Here is an 18,099-nt window from a genome sequence, read left to right as displayed (position 1 = left end):
GGACGGTGCCCGACGCGACGGGAGACCCTCAGCCGAGGGCCGCCGTCAGCCGGGCGGTCAGCTCGGCGCTGCGGCGCGGGTCCGGGTCCCGGACACCGCGCAGGTCCGCCAGATCGGCCAGCACCTCTTCGATCTGCCAGCCCGGCCGGCCGGGCACCAGGAACGCAGCTGTCTGCGCCGCGGCCTGCTCCCAGTCGCCCAGCGCGCACAGGACGACGATCAGGTTCCCGCGGGAGCGGACGCCGTCCACCCCGGGGGCCTGTGCCTCCCGTAAGAACAGGTCGGCGGCGCGGCGCAGTTCGGCGTCCGCGCCGACGCCGGTCAGGCGCAGGGCCAGCGCGCGTTCGTACACGTCCCATGGGCTGTCCGGGGCGAGGGCGAGCGCCCGGTCGAGGTCGGCCAGCGCCCGTTCGAGGCGCCCGCACCTGCGGTGGAGGCGGCCGCGCCAGGCGAGGATCCACGGGTCGGCGGGGTCCAGCGCGTGCGCGCGGTCGAACTCGGCCAGCGCCTCCCCGGTCCGGCCCAGGCAGCGCAGGGTCTCGCCGCGGCCCGCCCGCGCCCAGCCGTTCGCCGGGTCGGCCGCGAGGACCGCGTCGAAGTCGGCGAGCGCCGCGGCGTGGCGACGCGTGCGCCGGAGCAGGTGCCCCCGCCGGACCAGGACCCATCCGGCGTCCGGGCGCAGCCGCAGCGCCGCGTCCAGATCGGCGAGTGCCTCCTCGAACCGGCCGAGGGACCCCAGGGTCCCCGCCCGCTGGGCCAGCGCCCACACGTACTCGGGCCGCTGCTCCAGCGAGCGGTCCAGGTCCTCCAGCGCCTCCTCGTAACGCCGCAGGCCGTGCAGCGCGGAACCCCGCCACGCACGGATCCAGCCGTCCTCCGGGTCGCGGGCGACCGCCGCGTCGAAGTCGGCCATGGCCTCCTCGGCCCGGCCCAGGCCGACCTGGGCCTGCGCGCGGAAGCAGAGCGTCCACGGATCCTCCGGCTTCAGCAGCAGGGCCCGGTCCAAGTCGGCGAGCGCCTCCTCGGTCCGGCCCAGGTAGTGCAGGCACTTCCCCCGCTCCAGCCAGCCGTGGGCCGCCCCCGGCTCCCGCTGCGTGAAGAGGGTCAGGTCATCGAGCGCCTCCGCGTACCTGCCCGCCCGTACGTGGGTGGCACCCCGGCCGAAGTACGCGCGCAGCGCGCCCGGGTCCAGGGCCAGCGCGCGGCCGTAGTCGGCCAGTGCCCGGGTGTCCTGCCCGGAGTTGCGGTGGTCCCGGCCCCGCAGCGTGTGGGCCAGCACGCGCGACGGCGCGGCCAGCGCCGGCGCGCCCAGCAGCAGCGTCAGCATCCGCACCGTGTCCCCGCCCCCGGTGTCGGCCGCCTCCCGCAGCGCCCGGCCCAGCGCGGCCACCGCCGGATCCCCCGCGTCCTGCCCCGCCCGCTCCGCCGTCCACGCGCCGCGGTGGGCCGCGGTGGTCCCCGCGTCACAGGCGTGCACCAGCGTGTCCAGGGCCGCGGGCAGCGCCGCCGCCGGGTCCGCGCACAGCAGGTGGTACATCTCGCCCAGCCGGTGCTCGCGCCACACCGGGTCCTCCCACAGGTCCCGGGTCCCCGGCCGCGCGCCCTCCCGGTCCTGCCGCCACCGGCGCAGCGCGTCGGCCAGCCGCAGCTGGTCCCTCCGCCACCGGGCCGGGGACTGGGCCCGCCGGACCCGGAGCATCGCCGCCCGGACCACGTCGTGGTAGCGGCAGCGCCCGGCCTGGTCGGTGACGAAGGACAGCCCGCGCAGCCAGCCGTAGCCGGCGGCCGGCCGCTCTCCGTCCCCCGCGTTCCCGGCCACGGCCACCGCGAAGACGTCCTCGTCGAGGTAGAGCGGCAGGGCGCAGTCCAGCGCCGCGGCCCGGCGGTGCGGATCCGCCTCCCACTTGAGGAAGCGCTCCACGGCCGTGTCGGACGGGTCCTCCACCGCGTCCGGGTGCGCGGGTCGCGCCTGGGCCAGCAGGTCCACCAGGACCGGGAGCCGCCCGGACAGCCGCAGCACCAGGTCCACCACGGCCCCGCCCGTGACCCCGCGGGCGGCCAGCAGGGCCCGCGCCTCCTCCTCGCTGAAGACGTCGAGGGCCACGGGCGCGATCAGTTCGAGGGAATCGGCCCACCAGCGGGGGTCGAGCCGCCCCTGCCCGCCCAGCACCACCTGGACGCTGACCGGCACGGTTCCGTACCGCTCGGCGATCAGCACGTCCCGCAGCCACTCGTCCAGCACGGGCGCGGTGCGCTCGTAGGTGTCGAAGAACAGCACCACCCAGGGCGGCCGGCCGGCGACCGCCGCGAGGTCGGCGAGGAAGACCGGGGTGAGCACTTGGAGCGGCGAGAGCACCAGCTGGACGTCCTCGCGGCTGCGCAGGCGGGCGCTGAGCGCGACCCGCAGCCGTTCGGCGCCCGCCACCACCTCGCCGGGGTCCAACGCCCCGGCCACCGGACCGAGCCCGGGGACCAGGCCCAGGCCCGCCATCCCGGCGCGGGCGACCAGCCGGCCGGCGGGCGAGGGGTCCGCGGCCGCGGCGCCGGGCTCCTGTCCCTGGTCCGGCGGCGCCGCTTCCGCTTCGTGGCGGCGCAGGTGGTAGGTGGCCAGCAGCTTGTCGAACGCCTTGAGCGGGAAGCCCTGGCGCAGGAGCTGGGAGCTGACGGCCTCCATCGCCTCCAGGACCCCGTGCACCTCGTCGCCGAGGAAGGCGGTGACCGCCTGCCGGCGCCGGGCGGCGGCCTCCCACTGGCGCAGCAGGGAGGTCTTCCCGACGCCGGCCGTCCCGTGCACGTGGAAGAGGAACTGGTACGCCGGGTCGTCCGCGCGCCGTGCGAAGTTCTCCTCGAACACCGCCAGTTCACGGCGCCGTCCGACGAACCCGCCCCGCCGCCGCTGCCGGATCAGCTCCTGCCGGCTGACCGCCCGTTCGCCCATCGGACCCCCCGCCCCACCGCCGCGTCCCGTGAGGGCATGATGCCCTGCCGCGGCGGACGCGGCAGGGCATCGGGACGGGATCGGGGACATCTCAGGGTTGTCCGGGGGCCGGTCTCAGGGGCGGTGCCGGGCGTTCTCGGCCTACAGCACCAGTGACAGACCTACAGTCAGTGACAGGCCTACAGCACCAGGGACAGCAGCAGGACGAAGCCGAGGCCGACCACCGAGATGATGGTCTCCATCACCGACCAGGTCTTCAGCGTCTGTCCGACGTCCATTCCGAAGTACTCCTTCACCAGCCAGAAACCGGCGTCGTTAACGTGGCTGAAGAAGAGCGAGCCCGCGCCGATCGCCAGGACCAGCAGGGCGGTTTCGGTGGTGGACATCCCCGCGGCCAGCGGGGCGGCCAGGCCGGCCGCCGAGATCGTCGCCACGGTCGCCGAACCGGTCGCGAGCCGAATGGCCACCGCGATCAGCCACGCCAGCAGCAGGGCCGGCACCGACCAGCTCTCGGACAGGTCCAGCACCATCCGGCCCACGCCCGCGTCGATCAGCGTCTGCTTGAAACCGCCGCCGGCGCCGACGATGAGCAGGATGCCCGCGATCGGGGCCAGGGACTTCTCCACGGTCACCGACAGCCGGGCGCGGGTGAAGCCCGCCGCGCGGCCCAGGGTGAACATGCCGACGAGGACGGCCGCGAGCAGCGCGATCATCGGCGCGCCGATGATGTCGGTGACCTTCTGCACGCCGTTGGTCTTGTCGTCGACGACGATGTCGACGAGCGCCTTCACCAGCATGAGGGCCACCGGCAGCAGCACCGTGGCCACCGTCGCGCCGAACCGCGGCCGGTGCGCGCGGTCCACGGGCTCGGACGGCGCGGTGGTCAGCTGCTCGGGGGCCTGGATGTCGACCCAGCGGGCGGCGTAACGGGAGAACAACGGCCCGGCGATGATCACGGTCGGGATGGCGACGAGCACCCCGAGCGCGAGGGTGACGCCGAGGTTCGCGTGCAGCGCGTCGATCGCGACCAGCGGGCCGGGGTGCGGCGGGATCAGGCCGTGCATCACGGACAGGCCGGCCAGCGCCGGGATGCCGATCCGCATGAGCGAGTAGCCGCCCCGCCGGGCCACCAGCAGGACCACCGGGATCAGCAGCACGATGCCGACCTCGAAGAACAGCGGCAGCCCGATGACGGACGCGATCAGCACCATGGCCCAGGGCATGGCCCGCCCCTTGGCCCGGGCGAGGATCGTGTCCACGATCTCGTCCGCGCCACCGGAGTCGGCGAGCAGCCGGCCGAGGATCGCGCCGAGCGCGATCAGGACGCCGACACCCGCCACGGTGGAACCGAGGCCCGCGGTGAAGCTCGCGAGGGTCTTCTCCAGGGGCGCCCCCGCGAAGACCCCGAGGGCCAGTGACCCGATGGTCAGGGCCAGGAAGGCGTGCATCGAGAGGCGGGTGATGAGCAGGATGATGAGGGCGATGCCCGCGAGGACGGCGATGCCCAGGCGTGCGTTGCCCGCCGAGGTGATGGGGGCGACGGCCGCCGCAAGGGCCCCGGCGCCGGAAGTGATGATCACGGTGACGGTTCCTCAGCTTTCGCGGGGGGTCGCAGTGGGGGCGGGGGAGCCGGGTCCGTCGGGCGGGCCGAGCGGGGGTGCCTGCCGCAGTGCAGCCAGGGCGCGGGCGGTGATGTCCTCGGGCGAGCCGTCGACGTCGACGCTCACGCCCCGCTCGTCCCGCTCCAGCGGCTCCAGCGCGGCGAACTGCGAATCGAGCAGAGTGGCGGGCATGAAGTGCCCGGTGCGGGCGGCCATCCGGCGCTCGATCAGCGGCCGCTCGCCGGTCAGGTGGACGAAGACGGCGCCCGGCGCGGCGGCGCGCAGCCGGTCGCGGTAGGCGCGCTTGAGCGACGAGGCCGAGACAACCCCGCCCCGCTCGCCGCGGCCGCGGGCCCACTCGCCGATGGCGTCGAGCCACGGTCGGCGGTCGTCGTCGTCCAGGGGGACGCCGGACGCCATCTTGGCGACGTTGGCCGCCGGGTGGAAGGCGTCGCCCTCCGCGTAGGGGAGGGCGAGCGCGGCGGCGAGCAGCTGCCCCACGGTCGTCTTGCCCGTCCCCGCCACGCCCATCACCACGATGACGCGGGCGGTGCTCACTCCGTAGCCCATGGGGGATACCTCGCTGTTCTCGGCGATGTCCTCATCGACATCTGGCACCACTGAAGCCTATTAAGTAGTACTTATTCAAGGGTTCATCTGTAAAACATCACACCTTTTCTCGTGATCCTCCCGGCACGGGACCCCGCTGCGCACCCCGTACGCTTGCGCCATGACAACCGAGGGCGGTCCCGCGGGGGGACTCCACGCACACGTGCTCGACGCCCTCGGCCTCGCCATCACCGCGGGCGAGCACCAGCCGGGCAGCGTGCTGCGCACCGACGAGGTCGCCCAGGAGTTCGGCGCCTCCCGCACCGTCGTCCGCGAAGTCGTCCGGGTGCTGGAATCCATGGCGCTCGTCGCCTCCCGCCGCAGGGTCGGCGTCACCGTGCGCCCGGCGGACGAATGGAACGTCTACGACCCGCGGGTGATCCGCTGGCGCCTGGCCGGCGCCGACCGGCCCCGCCAGCTGCGCTCGCTCACCGTGCTGCGTTCGGCCGTCGAGCCCGTGGCCGCCGGCCTCGCCGCCGTACGGGCCACGCCCGAGCAGTGCGCGGCCCTCACCGAAGCGGCCCTCGGCATGGTCCGCACCTCGCGCGGCCACCAGCTGGAGGGCTACCTCCGCCACGACGTCGCCTTCCACCGGACCGTGCTCGACGCCTCCGGCAACGAGATGTTCGCCCGCCTCGGTGACGTCGTCGCCGAGGTGCTGACCGGCCGCACCCAGCACGCGGTGATGTTCCCCGACCCCGACCCGGCCGCCGTCACCCTGCACGTGCGGGTGGCCGAGGCGGTACGGGAGGGGGACGCGGCCCGCGCCGAGGCGCTCACCCGGAAGATCACCGCGGGGGCGCTGGAGGAACTGGACGTCCTCGCTCCGTAGCCGCTCCCCGCCCGGCCGGTCCGGAAGCGCTCCGCGGTGGGCCACACTGGTGCCGTGCTGGCACAAGCCGATGGGCCCCCGGGCGGGCCCGCGTCCTTCGTCGGACGCCGCAGCGAACTGGCCGTGCTCGACCGGGCGTTGACCGCCCACCGGCTGGTCACCCTGACCGGGCCGGGCGGCGTCGGCAAGAGCCGCCTGGCCCGCCAGGCCCTGACCCGCCTGGCCGGGGACGTCCCCGTCGACGGCGGGGTGGCCCCGCCGGGCGGGCAGGGGTTCCCCGACGGGATCCACTGGGCCGACCTGTCCCCCCTGCCCGACGCACGGCTGCTCGCCGACACGGTGGCCGACGCCCTTGGCCTCGCCGACCACACCGCCCGCTCGCTCGTGGAGGCCGTGGGGGAGTGGATCGGCGCCCGCCGCCTGCTGCTCGTACTCGACTGCTGCGAACACCTGGTCCCCGCCGTCCGTACGCTCGCCCGCGCCCTGCTCGGCGCGGCGCCGCACCTCGTACTGCTGCTCACCAGCCGCCAGCCGCTCGGGCTGCCCGCGGAGCACGTCATGGAGATCGGTCCGCTCCCGCACGCCGCCGGGGCCGGGGATGCCCTGGCCCTCTTCCGCGCCCGCGCCGCCGAGGCCGCGCCCCACACGGCCGCCCCCTGGTCCGAGGAGCGGCTCGCCGCCGCCCGGTCCATCTGCGCACGCCTCCAGGGGATCCCCCTCGCGCTGGAACTGGCCGCCGCCCAGCTGACGGACCACACCGTCGAGGAACTCGCCGACCGGCTGACCCGCCGGATCGGCACGCTCGCCACCGGCCGCCCCCTCCAGCCGCCCCGCCACCGCGCGCTGCGCACCGCCATCGGCTGGAGCCACGAGTGGTGCGCGCCGCGCGAACGCCTTCTCTGGCTGCGGCTGTCCGTCTTCGGCGGCCCCTTCGACGAGGCGGCGGCCCGCGCCGTCTGCTCCGCCGCCCCGCTGTCGCAGGCGCAGGTGCCGCCGCTGCTGGCCGCCCTGGTCGCCAAGTCCGTGGTGCGGCGCGGCGCCGACGGCTCCTACCGCATGCTCGACGCGATCCGCGAGTACGGGGCGATGTGGCTCGCGGAGCTCGGCGAACAGGACGCCCTGCGGGCCCGGCACGCCGCCCATTTCCTCGCCCTGGTGCGCAGGGCCGACCGGGAATGGCTCGGTCCCGGCCAGCGCGCCGGATACCGGCGGGTCGGCGCGGCGCACGGCGACGTGTGCGCCGCCCTGGACCACTACCTGGCCACCGCCCCCGCCAGGGCGCTCGACCTGGCGGGCCGCGTCGGCTTCTTCTGGGCCTGCTGCGGCCACCTGCACGCCGCCCGCGCCCACCTGGAGCGGGCCCTGGCCGCCGCGCGCCCCGAGGAGGTCACCCGCGCGGTGCGGGTGCGGGCGCTGTGGGCCCTCGGGGTCACCCTGCTGCTCCAGGGCGAGGCGGACGCCGCGCACCAGCTCGCCGTCGGCTGCGAGGCCCTGGCCATGACGCCGGGATCCGCCGGCCCCTCCCTTTCCGAAGGCCCGGACGACGACCGGTACGGACCCCCGCACGGCGGGCCCGCCGGCCTCCCGGCCGAGGTCGCGGCCGGGGATCCCGGGGCGGATCCGGACGGGGACGCGTGCCTCGCCCTGGACGCCGCCTACCTGCTGGGCCTCAGCCACCTCATGGCGGGGCGTCCGCTCGCCGCGCGCGTCGTGGCCGAGAACGCCCTCGGCGCGGCTCCCGGGACGCCCTTCGACTCCCCGGCCCGGCTGCGCTGCCACCTCGTGCACGTGTTCGCCCTCACCGGCATGGGCCTGTTCACCGACGCCCGCGCCGAGGCCGAGGTGCTGCGCGCCGGCTGCGCCGCCCGCGAGGAGCACTGGACGCGGGCCTACGCCGAGTACCAGCTGTCCCTGATCTCCCTGCGGGAGGGCAGCCCCGCCACCTCCGCCGCGCACGCCCGCGCGATGCTGGAGAGCAAGGGCGAACTGGGCGACACCTTCGGCACCGCCCTTGGACTGGACCTGCTCGCCGCCGCCCGGGCGGCCCAGGGCGACGGCGCGGGCGCGGCCCGGGCCTACGGCACCGGCCACGCCTACTGGCAGGCGGTCGGCCATCCGCAGCGCGGCACGCCCGAACTGAAGTCCGTACGCGAGGAGTCCGAGCGCACCGCGCGCGGGGCGCTGGGCGACCAGGCGTACGAGGCCGCCTTCCGGCAGGGCGTCCGGCACGGCCACCTCCTGCGGGCCCGCCCCCACCAGGACTGATCGCCCCCCGGGGCCGCGACCGGCCCGCGCCGTGCCACCGGTCCGCGGTCCGGGCCCGGGCACCGGTTCCGGCCACCCGGTCCGGCCCGGGGCCCCCGGGTACCGGACGCGGCTTGTCCGGGTGCGCGTGCGGTGCGATCCTTCCGGCATGTCGCTCACCCCTCCGCCCGGTCGTGGGGCCCCGCGGGGTGAGGGAAGCGGGTCGGGCCGGGACGTCCGACCGCGAGCCGGGTCGCCAGCCGCTCCGGTCCGGGAGCCACGATCAGTGAACGGATGCCCACGTGACGAACCCCTATACGCGCCTGGCCGTCGCGGCCGCCGAATGGGACGACCTGCACCCTCGCCTGGCACCCGTGGCACTGCGCCAACTCGCGCTGCTGCTCGCCTCGTTACGGCTGGCCGGCGGTGAAGTGGCCGAACGCGCGGCCCTGCTGGCCGCCCGGCTGCTCGGCGAGCAGCTCCCCGACCGGTTCCCCGGCGAGAGCCGCCTCGCCCCGGCGGCGTCCGCCCGGGCCGCCGGGCACCTCGGCTTCATCGCGGACGACCTGGCCGTCCTTGTCCTGGACGGGCACCGCATGGTCGGCCCGGTGCTGGGCGAGGTGCGCGACCGGCTGCTCGCCGAGCCGTCCGTCGGCGACGCGGAGGCGCTGGAGGGCGGCTGCGACCCCTACGGGCCGGGCCTCATCCGGCTGCGCGCCACGGGCGGCTTCGTCCGGCTGCCCGCCTTCCAGTTCGGCGCCGACGGGCGGCCCGTCCCCGTGGTCCACGAGGTGAACCGGCTGCTCGACGCGGACCACGACCCCTGGGGCGCGGCCACGTGGTGGTTCTCGCCGCACGCGCGGCTGGGCGCACTCCCCGTACGGCTGCTCGGCACCCCCGCCGAGCGGCGGCTCCCGGCGGAGGCCGCGGCGCCGAAGGGGGAGTGAGCGGCCGGACGGGGTCGGGCTCACGCCGCTCCCGCGCCCGCCTCCGCGCCCGCCTCCGCGCCCGCCTCCGCTCCCGCTTCCGTTCCCGTGACGGCCCCGTCCGCCGTGACCGCGGACGCGCCGCCGGCCGCGGCGCCCCCCGTCGCGAACTGGGTCCGGTACAGCTCCTCGTACCGTCCGCCCAGGGCCAGCAGCTCGGTGTGCGTGCCGCGTTCCACGATCCGGCCCTCCTTGACGACCAGGATCAGGTCCGCCGCCTGGACGGTCGACAGACGGTGCGCGATCACCACGGCGGTCCGGCCGGCGAGCGCCTCGCCCAGCGCCTCCTGCACCGCCGCCTCCGAGGTGGAGTCCAAGTGCGCGGTGGCCTCGTCGAGGATCACCACCCGCTGGCGGGCCAGCAGCAGCCGGGCGATGGTCAGCCGCTGGCGTTCGCCGCCGGAGAGCCGGTAGCCGCGCTCGCCGACCACTGTGTCCAGCCCGTCGGGCAGCGAGGCGACCAGCCCGTCCAGGCGCGAGCGGCGCAGGGCCTCCCAGACCTCCTCCTCGGTGGCCCCGGGGCGGGCCAGCAGCAGGTTCGCGCGCACCGACTCGTGGAAGAGGTGCCCGTCCTGGGTGACCATGCCGAGCGTGTCGCGGATCGAGTCGGCGGTGAGGTCGCGCACGTCGACCCCGTTCAGCCGGACCGCGCCCGCGTCCGCGTCGTACAGCCGGGGCAGGAGCTGCGCGATGGTGGACTTCCCGGCGCCGGACGAGCCCACCAGTGCGATCATCTGCCCGGCCTCGGCGCGGAACGAGACCTCGTGCAGCACCTGCGTACCGCCCCGGGCGTCCAGCGTCGCCACCTCCTCCAGCGAGGCCAGCGAGACCTTGTCGGCGGCCGGGTAACCGAAGGACACCCGGTCGAACTCCACCGTCACCGGGCCTTCGGGCACCCGGCGGGCGTCCGGCTTCTCGGCGATCAGCGGTTCCAGGTCGAGGATCTCGAAGACCCGCTCGAAGCTGACCAGCGCGCTCATCACCTCGACCCGGGCCCCCGCCAGCGCGGTCAGCGGGGCGTACAGCCGGGTCAGCAGCAGGGCCAGCGCGACCACGGAACCGGCGTCCAGCGTGCCGCGCAGCGCGTAGTAGCCGCCGAGCCCGTAGACCAGGGCCAGGGCGAGCGCGGAGACCAGGGTGAGCGCCGTGATGAAGGCGGACTGCGCCACCGCGGTACGGATCCCGATGTCCCGCACCCGGGCCGCCCGCGCCGCGAACTCGGCGGATTCATCGGCGGGCCGCCCGAACAGCTTGACCAGCGTCGCGCCGGGCGCGGAGAAGCGCTCGGTCATCTGGGTGCCCATCGAGGCGTTCAGGGCCGCCGCCTCGCGCTGCATCCGCGCCATCCGGGCGCCCGTGCGCCGCGCCGGGATGACGAAGAGGGGCAGCAGCACCAGCGCGAGCAGGGTGATCTGCCAGGAGATGCTGAGCATCACGGCCAGGGTCAGCAGCAGCGTCACCGTGTTGGCGACCACCCCGGAGAGGGTGTTGCTGAACGCCCGCTGCGCGCCGATCACGTCGTTGTTGAGCCGGCTGACCAGCGCCCCGGTCCGGGTCCGGGTGAAGAAGGCGACCGGCATCCGCTGCACGTGGTCGAAGACCGCGGTGCGCAGGTCGAGGATCAGCCCCTCGCCCAGGGTGGACGACAGCTTCCTGGTCAGCAGGCCCAGGCCCGCCTCGACCACCGCGATCAGTGCGATGAGCAGCGCGAGCCGGGTGACCGTCCCGCTCTCCCGGCCGCCGACGATGGCCTCGACGATCCGGCTGGCGAGCACCGGGGTGGCGACCGCGAGGAGAGCGGTCACGATGCTCAGCAGCAGGAAGAGCAGCAGCCCGCGGCGGTGCGGGCGGGCGAAGGCGGCGACCCGGCGCAGGCTCTCGCGGGTGGGGGCCCGGCGCTCCTGCTGGGCGTTGAGCGCGTTGTGGAGCGAGGACCAGGCGGTCATTTCCATAGACATGCCAGGAACGTTAATACCTCAAGGAAAGTTGAGGTCAAGGTCCGGTGGAGCGCCGAGGCCCCGGCGGACGGACCCTCGTGCGCTGTCGGTGCCCGGTGGCATCATCGGCTCATGAACCGGGAACCCGCCGACAGCGTGCTCCACCGCTTCCGCCGATGGGCACGGGAAACGCCCGAGGCGCCCGCAGTCCTCCGCGGCCCGACCGTCCTCACCTACCGTCGACTGGACGAGCGCTCCGGCCGCCTGGCGGCCCACCTGCTCGCCGCGGGACTGCCGCCCGGCGCCACCGTGGCCATCGGCAGCGCCCGGCAGGAGGAGGTCCTGACCGCGCTGCTCGCCGTACTGAAGGCGGGCGGAGCCTACACCCTCCTCGACCCGGACCATCCCGCGGCGGCCCGGCGCAACCTGGCCGCGACCGCGCCGTACGCCCTGCTGACGCACCGCGCGCACCTGCCCTTCCTCGATGAGGGGACCGGACCGCGCGTCATCTGCCTCGACACCGAGGCCGAGGCGATCGCCGCCCGCTCCGGTGAGCCGGCGGACGCCCCCGCGCCGGCCCCCGGCGACACGGCAGCGGTCGTCTTCACCGGCGGCGAGGAGCCGCGGGCGGTGCGGATCGACCACGCCCGGCTGCTCGCCGCCCACGACGGCTGGGCGGAGACCGGCGGCCTCACCCCCGACGACCGGCACCTGATCACCGCCCGGCCCGACCTCACCGGCTTCGCCACCGGCTGGACCCGGGCCCTGAGCACCGGAGGCGCCCTGGTCCTGGCGCCGCGCTCCGAGTGGAGCCACGAAGAGCTGCGCGACCTGATCCGCGAGGAGCGGGTCTCCGTCCTGCACACCGACCCCGGGTCCGCGCCCCGCCTGCTCGGCGCCGGGAGCGGGCAGGCCGCGCGCCGCGCACCCGACGCCGACCTGTGGTCGCTGCGGCTGGTCACCGTCACGGGCGAGCGGCTGCACCTCGACGAACAGGCCGCCCTGCACCTGTCGTTGCGCCCCGGCGCCCGCCTGGTGAACGTCTACGGGCTCACCGAGACCGCCGGCGCCGGTACCTGGTTCGAGCTGTCGCTGCTGCCGCGCCCGGTGGACGCGGCCGAGGGCGTCAGCCTGATAGGCGTCCCCTTCCCGGGGTGCCGGGTGGAGCTCACCGGCGGCGAGATCCGGCTCACCCCGCCCGGGGGCGGCGCGGCCATCGCCACCGGGGACCTCGCCCGCACCCGGGAGGACGGGCTGCTGGAATTCGCCGGCCGTCGCCGCGACCGGATCACGATCGGCCGCCGCACCGTCGACCCCCACCGGATCGAGTCCGTCCTGCGCGGCCACCCCGGGATCGGCGGGGCGCTGGTGCGCGGCGTTCCCGACGGCCCCTCGAAGGTCCGCCTCGTCGCGTACGTCGCCCCGCCGGGCGTCAGCCCGTCCGCCGGGGGCGGCCCGCTGCCCCGGCCCCGGCGCGGCTCCGGGCCGTCCGGCGACGCGTTCGCCGACAGGTCCACCGACGCGTCCACCGACGGGGAACTCCCCGACACCGAGACCCTGGGCCGCTACCTCTCCTCCCGGCTCCCCGAGGAGGAGATACCGCGAGCGGTGGTCAGGCTGCGCGCGCTGCCCCGCGCCCGCTCGGGCCGGGAGGACCGCGCCGCCCTCCCGCTGCCGGTGTCCGGGGCGCCCGGGCGGGGCGTGCGCGCCTCCGGCAAGTACACCGCCTCGGGGGGCGAGGTGCCCACCTCGTGCGGGATCGGCTGCGGGGCGCTGCTCGTCGCCATGGTCGCCTTCTCCTTCACCGGGATCCTCTGGCCCGGCTCCACCGACCTCACGGGGGTCCCCAGCGGGTACAGGACCCTCTTCACCCTGCTGTACGGCTTCGAATGGCTGTCCTTCGGCCTCGGCGTGGTGCTCCTGCTGGTCGGGCGCCCGGCCCTGCGGCGGCAGGGCCGGGGGCCCGCCCTCACGGCCGCCGCGCACCTGGCGCTCGTCTACCTGCTGGTCGCCTGGTGGCCGCAGGACAACCTCTACCGGCTCGCCGCGAAGCAGGACTGGCCGCGCCAGGCCGCCCTCGTCTACGCCTTCAACGTGCCGCTCATGATCGCCGCCGTCATCGTCGCCGTCTTCGCCACCCGTGAACCCTCCCGCGCCGCCTGAGGAAGAGGCGCGTCAGAAGGAGTCGCCGAACATCGCCCCCACGGCCGCCGCCTCCGCGCGGACCAGCGCCTCGGCCGCGTCCACCGCCTCCCGGGTGTGCGCGGCCACCAGGGCCCCCAGCCACGGGCCCGGGTCGAAGGCGGCCGTGGGGATCGCCGGCACGAAGACGGCCCCGAGGGCTGCGCAGCCCCGGGCCAGCGCGGCGCACAGCTCCCCCGCCAGTGCCTCCGGCAGCCGCGCCCCCAGCTCCACCCGGTCCATGATCCGCACCACGTGGTCCCCGCCCCGCACCTCGTCGAGCCGTGCCTTGACGACGAAGGCCGCGGCGGGACCCGTGAGGCGCAGGTTCGTCTCGGCCGGAGCGAGGCGCCCCTGCCCGGCGCTGACGAAGTCCACGTCGAACCAGCCCCGGTAGCCCGCCCCGGCCAGTGCGCGGCCCACCGCCTCCCCGAAGCCCGACAGCGCCGGCGCCGCCCAGCCCGGCACCACGCCCGGCCCCACGGTGGCCCCCCGGTAGCCGGCGCCCACCACGTCCATGACGGCCCCGCCCACCGGGTGGACGCGGCCGGCCGCGTCCACGAACGCGTCGTAGGTCAGGTCGCGCACCGCCCCGCCCGGGTCGTGCGCGTACTCCTCGGCCAGCAACGGCCCGCGCGGCAGCCCGCGCAGCGCGGCGAGGGCGCCGCCCGCCGCCCGTACGTCCCCGGGCGCGAGCAGCCGCGTACCCGAACCGCCCACCCCGTGCTCGGACTTGAGGACGGTGCCGCGGCCCGCCCGGGCCCGCGCCGCCACCAGCCGGGCAGCGGCCCACCGGTTGCGCGGCCGCCACTGCCGGGGCACCACCACGCCGGGATGCCCGCCCGCCTCCGCGATCCGGGCGAACAAGGCGTGCGAGGCCGCCTTCGACTCGTACCGCAGCACCTCCGGCCGCCAGGGCCCCGACCCGGCCAGCCGGGCGAAACCCGCACTGCGCCCCCACGGCAGCAGCGCCGCCCCCGACCCCGTCAGCCGGGCGGCGAGCGCGGGCCGCGACCGTACGGCGGCCGACAGTCCGGGACGGTCCGGCGCCAGCCCGTCGTGCACCTCGACGTCCGTCCAGTCCAACTGGCGCGCCACCTGCTCCACCCACCACCCGGGCACCGGCCGCGGCAGCACCAGGGCGCTCGGCCGGGGCCCGTAGAAGGCGGCCAGGCAGGCGTAGTGGTGCGCGGCGAGCTGCTCCCGGTCCAGGGAGGGGTCACCGAACTGCGCGTGGTACTCGGCGACATTGCCCAGGTGCACCGCCGGACGGCCGCCGGTCCAGGCCTCCACCCAGGGCTCCGCCCCGCCCAGCCGCACCTCGAAGCGGACCAGTCCCGCGACCGGCGCCGCGCCGGGGCGGGCGAGCGCGCCCATCGCCCGGTAGAAGTCCGCGGCGTGCGGGTCGGCGTCGATCAGCAGCGTGTGGCAGCCCAGTCGGCGGGCACGGCGCACCGCGTCCCGGTACAGCGCCCGGCCCACGCCCCGACCGATCGCCGCCGGTTCCACGAACAGCAGGCCCAACTCCGCGACGGGCGCCCTCCCTTCGAGCGAGGCCACGCCGAGCGGGCACCCCCCGGCCCCCGCCTCCTCGGCGACCACGACCCGGCGCGCGCCCACCTCCCCGGCCCGGATCCGCAACTGCGGTGCGCAGGCGGTCAGGAACGCCTCGTCGTAGCCCCAGTGCGCCTTCGAGCGCAGCGCCAGAGCGCCGAGCGCCGCCGCCTCGTCCGGCCGCGCCGCCCGGACCCGCACCGCTCCCGCTGCCATCCCGCCTCCCCATCCCCGGCCAGGACAGCCGTGCGATAGGTTTTCCCTTCCCCACACAGCTGCTCGCATCCCCTATCCACCGACGCGGAGACAGGCCCTCAATGAGCGACATCGTCAACGGACTCGGCCGCACCACCGCCTTCGGGGCACTCGGCCTGGTCCTGCTGATCCTCGGCATCGTCCTGGTCGACGTGCTGACGCCCGGCGCCCTGCGCAAGCAGATCTGGGAGGAGCGCAACCGCAACGCCGCCCTGCAGCTCAGCTCGGCCCTGCTCGGCGTCGGCGGGATCGTGTTCACCTCGATCTGGACGACCTACGACGACTTCGGCAAGGGGCTGCTGAACACCGCGGCCTTCGGCCTGCTCGGCCTGGTCCTGATGGGGCTGGCCTTCCTGGTGCTGGACGTGTTCACCCCCGGCAGGCTCGGCGCGATCGTCGTCGACCCGCAGCCGCACCCGGCCGTGTGGGTCACCGCCTCCTGCAACCTCGCGGTCGCGGCCATCGTGGCGGCCTCCATCTCCTGAAGCCGCCGGGCCGCAGAATCACGCGAGCCCGAGGGCGAAGGCGCCGAACCCCGCCGACAACAGCCCCGCCGCCGTCCGCCGCACCGCCGTCGACCTGGTCCACGGGGCCTCGAAACGCCTCGTGTACCGGGCGATCAGCACCAGCAGCGCCGCGAACACCGGCATCCAGGCCAGCCGTTCGGCGATCCACAGCGCCGAGTCCGGCGCCGTGGTCAGTCCCGCGACCGGGCCGGCGACGGCGGCGGGCACGGCCGCGGCCAGCATCGCCGTCTGGTGCCAGCACAGGACGGTCATCGCGCACAGGTTCACGACGACCACCGGCGCCCACAGGGCCGGCCGGGCCATCAGCCGCGCGAGCCGGTCGCGGACCAGGATCGCCGCCCCCGACTGCGCCGATGCCAGTGCCAGGACCAGCAGCGACGGCGGGTGGGAGTTGGTGCGGCCCGCACCCGGTACGCCGACCATCGACACCGGGTAGTGGAACACCACCAGCAGGACCGCGAACAGCGCCGTCCCGCCCGCGCACAGCAGCCAGGCACCGCGCCGCCCGATCCGGCCCTCGCCCCACGCGACACCGAGCTGGTAGGCGAACAGCCAGCCCGGCAGGATGTTCACCAGCGCCAGCCAGGACGGCACGGCGTCGGCGAAGGGCCCGTAGCGCAGGAAGTCCACCGCGGCGACCGAGGCGAGGAGCGGCGCCGCCGCCCAGCCGCCGAGCCGCCGCGCCGCCCGGACGCAGTACGGGGTGAGGGCGGTCACCACCGCGTACACCCCGACGAACCACAGCGGCTGGATCACCAGCGTCGCCCCGGTCCGCAGCGTCGTCAGCGGCACCCCCGCCGCGAACAGCAGCGGCGCGGCCACCGCCCACACGGCGGTGACCCCGAGCACCGGCCGCCCCAGCCGCGCGAGCCGGCCCCGCAGCCAGGCCGCCGCGGACCCCGGGCGCCGGTGGTAGGACAGCACCGAGGCGTACCCGCCGACCAGGAAGAAGACGCCGAGCATCTGGAGCACCCAACTGGCGGGCGCCAGCGCGGGGACGGCGGACAGCGGGCTCGCGTTGTGCAGCGCGCCCGCGCCGTCGAGGGTGAACCCGCCGAGCAGCCAGTGCCCGGTGGGGACGGCCAGCAGGGCGATCGCACGCAGCGCGTCGATCGCGCGGTCGCGGTGGGCGGGAGTGTCCCGCTCGATCCGCGCGGCCGTCCGCCGCAGCGTGCCGCGCACGGAAGCGGACTTGGGCGCGGGCCCGGGCGCGGGGGCGAGCGCGGCGCTCATCGGGCCGTTCCCGTCGCGATCGCGGCGAACGCCGCCAGGGACCGGGTCCCGGGCACGAAGTAGCCGGTGTGGCCCTCGGCGTCACCGGCCGGGACCCGGCGGGCGCCGAAGGCGGGCGAGGTCGGGTCGGCGCCGTGCCCCAGCCCCGCGAACTCCACGTTGGGCACGTCGTCGATCCAGTCGGAGGGGCCCTTCGCGGCCCACACCCGGGCCCGGGTGCGCAGCGCGGCCGCGTCGTGCGCCCGCACGCCGGGGGAGCCGAGCACCACGAGGTCCCGCGCGTCGGTGTCGCGGGCGGCGAGCCCGCACACCACCGAGCCGTAGCTGTGGCAGAACAGCGCCGGATCCGGCGCCCCGACCGCGTCGAGACCAGCGAGGAAGCGGGTCAGCCGGGTGGCGCCGGCCTCCGCGAGCCGCCCCTGGGCCGCGTCGAGCCCCACCCCGACCGGGGTCGTATAGCCCGTCCAGGCCACCACGGCACTCGCGTCGCCGGAGGCGGCGCGCAGGGCCTGGGCCATGCCGCCCGGCCCGCTGTACGGCTTGCGCGGAAGGTCGTACGTCGTCGCGTCGTTGTCGGAACCCGGCACGACCACGGCCACGTGCTCCGCGTGCGCCAGGTCGCCGAACACCTCGGCGACCTGACCGCGCCCGCGCGGGTCGAAGGCGAGGATCTGCCGGCCCGCCCCGGCGAGCGAGAGGTACCGGGCCTCGCCGGTGGCCAGGATCGCGATCCGGTTGGCCTGGTACCTCAGGTCCACGGGTACGCCGTCCAGATTGCCGACGACCAGCGGGTGGCGGCGTACCAGCGCCCGCGCCTCCTGCGGGTCCAGCCCGGCGAAGAACCGGGCCACCTCGCGCGGCGGGGCACCGACCGGATCGGGCAGCCGCCCCGGGAGCGTCCCGTCGCCGGACCGCGGGCCGCTCTCCGCTCCGGGCGCAGGGCCCGGTTCCGCGAGCCAGGCGGCGGTGCCCGGGAGCGGACCGGTGACCGCCCGCTCCGAGTCGGCGGACGCCCAGCCGGCGGTCCCCGTGATCACCGCCACCGTCAATACCGCGGTGACCAGCGTCCTCCCGAAGCGGCGCATGCCCCTTCTCCTCTCCTCGTGTCGAGGAGGAAGGTAGGAAGAAGGTGCCGAACCGGACATCGCACCAGGGAGCCAAGTGGGATGTCATACCCGGGTAGGGGGTGGAGGAGACCCCGG

At 76.1% G+C, this 18,099-nt stretch carries 12 protein-coding genes; 5 read left to right on the top strand and 7 right to left on the bottom strand.

The window, feature by feature from the left end; genetic code table 11:
• Positions 1-28: 28 nt before the first annotated feature.
• From ABZY31_RS25565 to ABZY31_RS25555, 3 genes are all read right to left on the bottom strand, one after another.
• Complete coding sequence (locus ABZY31_RS25565) at positions 29-2,938, bottom strand: tetratricopeptide repeat protein (protein ID WP_356414293.1); 2,910 nt, start codon at positions 2,936-2,938, stop codon at positions 29-31.
• 179 nt (positions 2,939-3,117) lie between these two features.
• Complete coding sequence (locus tag ABZY31_RS25560) at positions 3,118-4,512, bottom strand: gluconate:H+ symporter (protein WP_356414331.1); 1,395 nt, start codon at positions 4,510-4,512, stop codon at positions 3,118-3,120.
• A gap of 18 nt (positions 4,513-4,530) precedes the next feature.
• Complete coding sequence (locus tag ABZY31_RS25555; protein WP_356414328.1) at positions 4,531-5,097, bottom strand: gluconokinase; 567 nt, start codon at positions 5,095-5,097, stop codon at positions 4,531-4,533.
• Positions 5,098-5,269: 172 nt separating this feature from the next.
• Between ABZY31_RS25555 and ABZY31_RS25550 the strand changes: the two genes are divergently transcribed.
• The 3 genes from ABZY31_RS25550 (at position 5,270) to ABZY31_RS25540 (ending at position 9,171) form a co-directional block, all read left to right on the top strand.
• Positions 5,270-5,980 carry an FCD domain-containing protein gene (locus tag ABZY31_RS25550; protein WP_356414290.1) on the top strand — a complete coding sequence of 237 codons (711 nt, stop codon included), beginning with the start codon at positions 5,270-5,272 and terminating at the stop codon, positions 5,978-5,980.
• 54 nt (positions 5,981-6,034) lie between these two features.
• On the top strand, positions 6,035-8,245 hold the full coding sequence (locus ABZY31_RS25545) for an AAA family ATPase (protein WP_356414287.1): 2,211 nt from the start codon (positions 6,035-6,037) through the stop codon (positions 8,243-8,245).
• A 281-nt stretch (positions 8,246-8,526) separates the two neighbouring features.
• A complete protein-coding gene (locus ABZY31_RS25540) occupies positions 8,527-9,171 on the top strand; it encodes a hypothetical protein (RefSeq protein ID WP_356414285.1) in 645 nt (214 codons plus the stop codon).
• Between the two features lie 20 nt (positions 9,172-9,191).
• On the opposite strand, the gene ABZY31_RS25535 is transcribed toward ABZY31_RS25540, so the two are convergent.
• Positions 9,192-11,168 (bottom strand): ABC transporter ATP-binding protein, encoded by a 1,977-nt coding sequence (locus ABZY31_RS25535; protein WP_356414282.1) that lies wholly within the window; start codon positions 11,166-11,168, stop codon positions 9,192-9,194.
• Between the two features lie 111 nt (positions 11,169-11,279).
• Between ABZY31_RS25535 and ABZY31_RS25530 the strand changes: the two genes are divergently transcribed.
• Positions 11,280-13,310: an AMP-binding protein gene (locus ABZY31_RS25530; RefSeq protein ID WP_356414279.1), complete on the top strand. Its 2,031-nt coding sequence runs from the start codon at positions 11,280-11,282 to the stop codon at positions 13,308-13,310.
• Positions 13,311-13,322: 12 nt separating this feature from the next.
• On the opposite strand, the gene ABZY31_RS25525 is transcribed toward ABZY31_RS25530, so the two are convergent.
• Positions 13,323-15,098 (bottom strand): GNAT family N-acetyltransferase, encoded by a 1,776-nt coding sequence (locus ABZY31_RS25525; RefSeq protein WP_356414276.1) that lies wholly within the window; start codon positions 15,096-15,098, stop codon positions 13,323-13,325.
• Between the two features lie 101 nt (positions 15,099-15,199).
• Here ABZY31_RS25525 and ABZY31_RS25520 point away from each other — a divergent pair, with 101 nt between their 5' ends.
• On the top strand, positions 15,200-15,622 hold the full coding sequence (locus tag ABZY31_RS25520) for a DUF350 domain-containing protein (protein WP_356414273.1): 423 nt from the start codon (positions 15,200-15,202) through the stop codon (positions 15,620-15,622).
• A gap of 18 nt (positions 15,623-15,640) precedes the next feature.
• On the opposite strand, the gene ABZY31_RS25515 is transcribed toward ABZY31_RS25520, so the two are convergent.
• Both ABZY31_RS25515 and ABZY31_RS25510 read right to left on the bottom strand, forming a co-directional pair.
• Positions 15,641-16,897, bottom strand: a complete 1,257-nt coding sequence (locus ABZY31_RS25515; RefSeq protein ID WP_356414270.1) for an acyltransferase — start codon at positions 16,895-16,897, stop codon at positions 15,641-15,643.
• Complete coding sequence (locus tag ABZY31_RS25510; RefSeq protein ID WP_356414267.1) at positions 16,894-17,982, bottom strand: alpha/beta hydrolase; 1,089 nt, start codon at positions 17,980-17,982, stop codon at positions 16,894-16,896. The genes ABZY31_RS25515 and ABZY31_RS25510 overlap by 4 nt, the downstream gene beginning before the upstream one ends.
• Between the last annotated feature and the right edge of the window lie 117 nt (positions 17,983-18,099).

Origin of the sequence: Streptomyces sp. NPDC006529 (genome assembly GCF_040611795.1) — a bacterium.
Classification (GTDB): domain Bacteria; phylum Actinomycetota; class Actinomycetes; order Streptomycetales; family Streptomycetaceae; genus Streptomyces.
The sequence above is the reverse complement of the archived record's forward strand: the minus strand, read 5'-3'. Positions and strand labels throughout refer to the sequence as shown.

Coding starts and splice junctions, on each gene's coding strand:
- ABZY31_RS25565 (WP_356414293.1), bottom strand. CDS start 2,938: ATGGGCGAACGGGCGGTCAGCCGGCAGGAGCTGATCCGGCAGCGGCGG.
- ABZY31_RS25550 (WP_356414290.1), top strand. CDS start 5,270: ATGACAACCGAGGGCGGTCCCGCGGGGGGACTCCACGCACACGTGCTC.
- ABZY31_RS25535 (WP_356414282.1), bottom strand. CDS start 11,168: ATGTCTATGGAAATGACCGCCTGGTCCTCGCTCCACAACGCGCTCAAC.
- ABZY31_RS25530 (WP_356414279.1), top strand. CDS start 11,280: ATGAACCGGGAACCCGCCGACAGCGTGCTCCACCGCTTCCGCCGATGG.
- ABZY31_RS25525 (WP_356414276.1), bottom strand. CDS start 15,098: ATGGCAGCGGGAGCGGTGCGGGTCCGGGCGGCGCGGCCGGACGAGGCG.
- ABZY31_RS25520 (WP_356414273.1), top strand. CDS start 15,200: ATGAGCGACATCGTCAACGGACTCGGCCGCACCACCGCCTTCGGGGCA.
- ABZY31_RS25515 (WP_356414270.1), bottom strand. CDS start 16,897: ATGAGCGCCGCGCTCGCCCCCGCGCCCGGGCCCGCGCCCAAGTCCGCT.
- ABZY31_RS25510 (WP_356414267.1), bottom strand. CDS start 17,982: ATGCGCCGCTTCGGGAGGACGCTGGTCACCGCGGTATTGACGGTGGCG.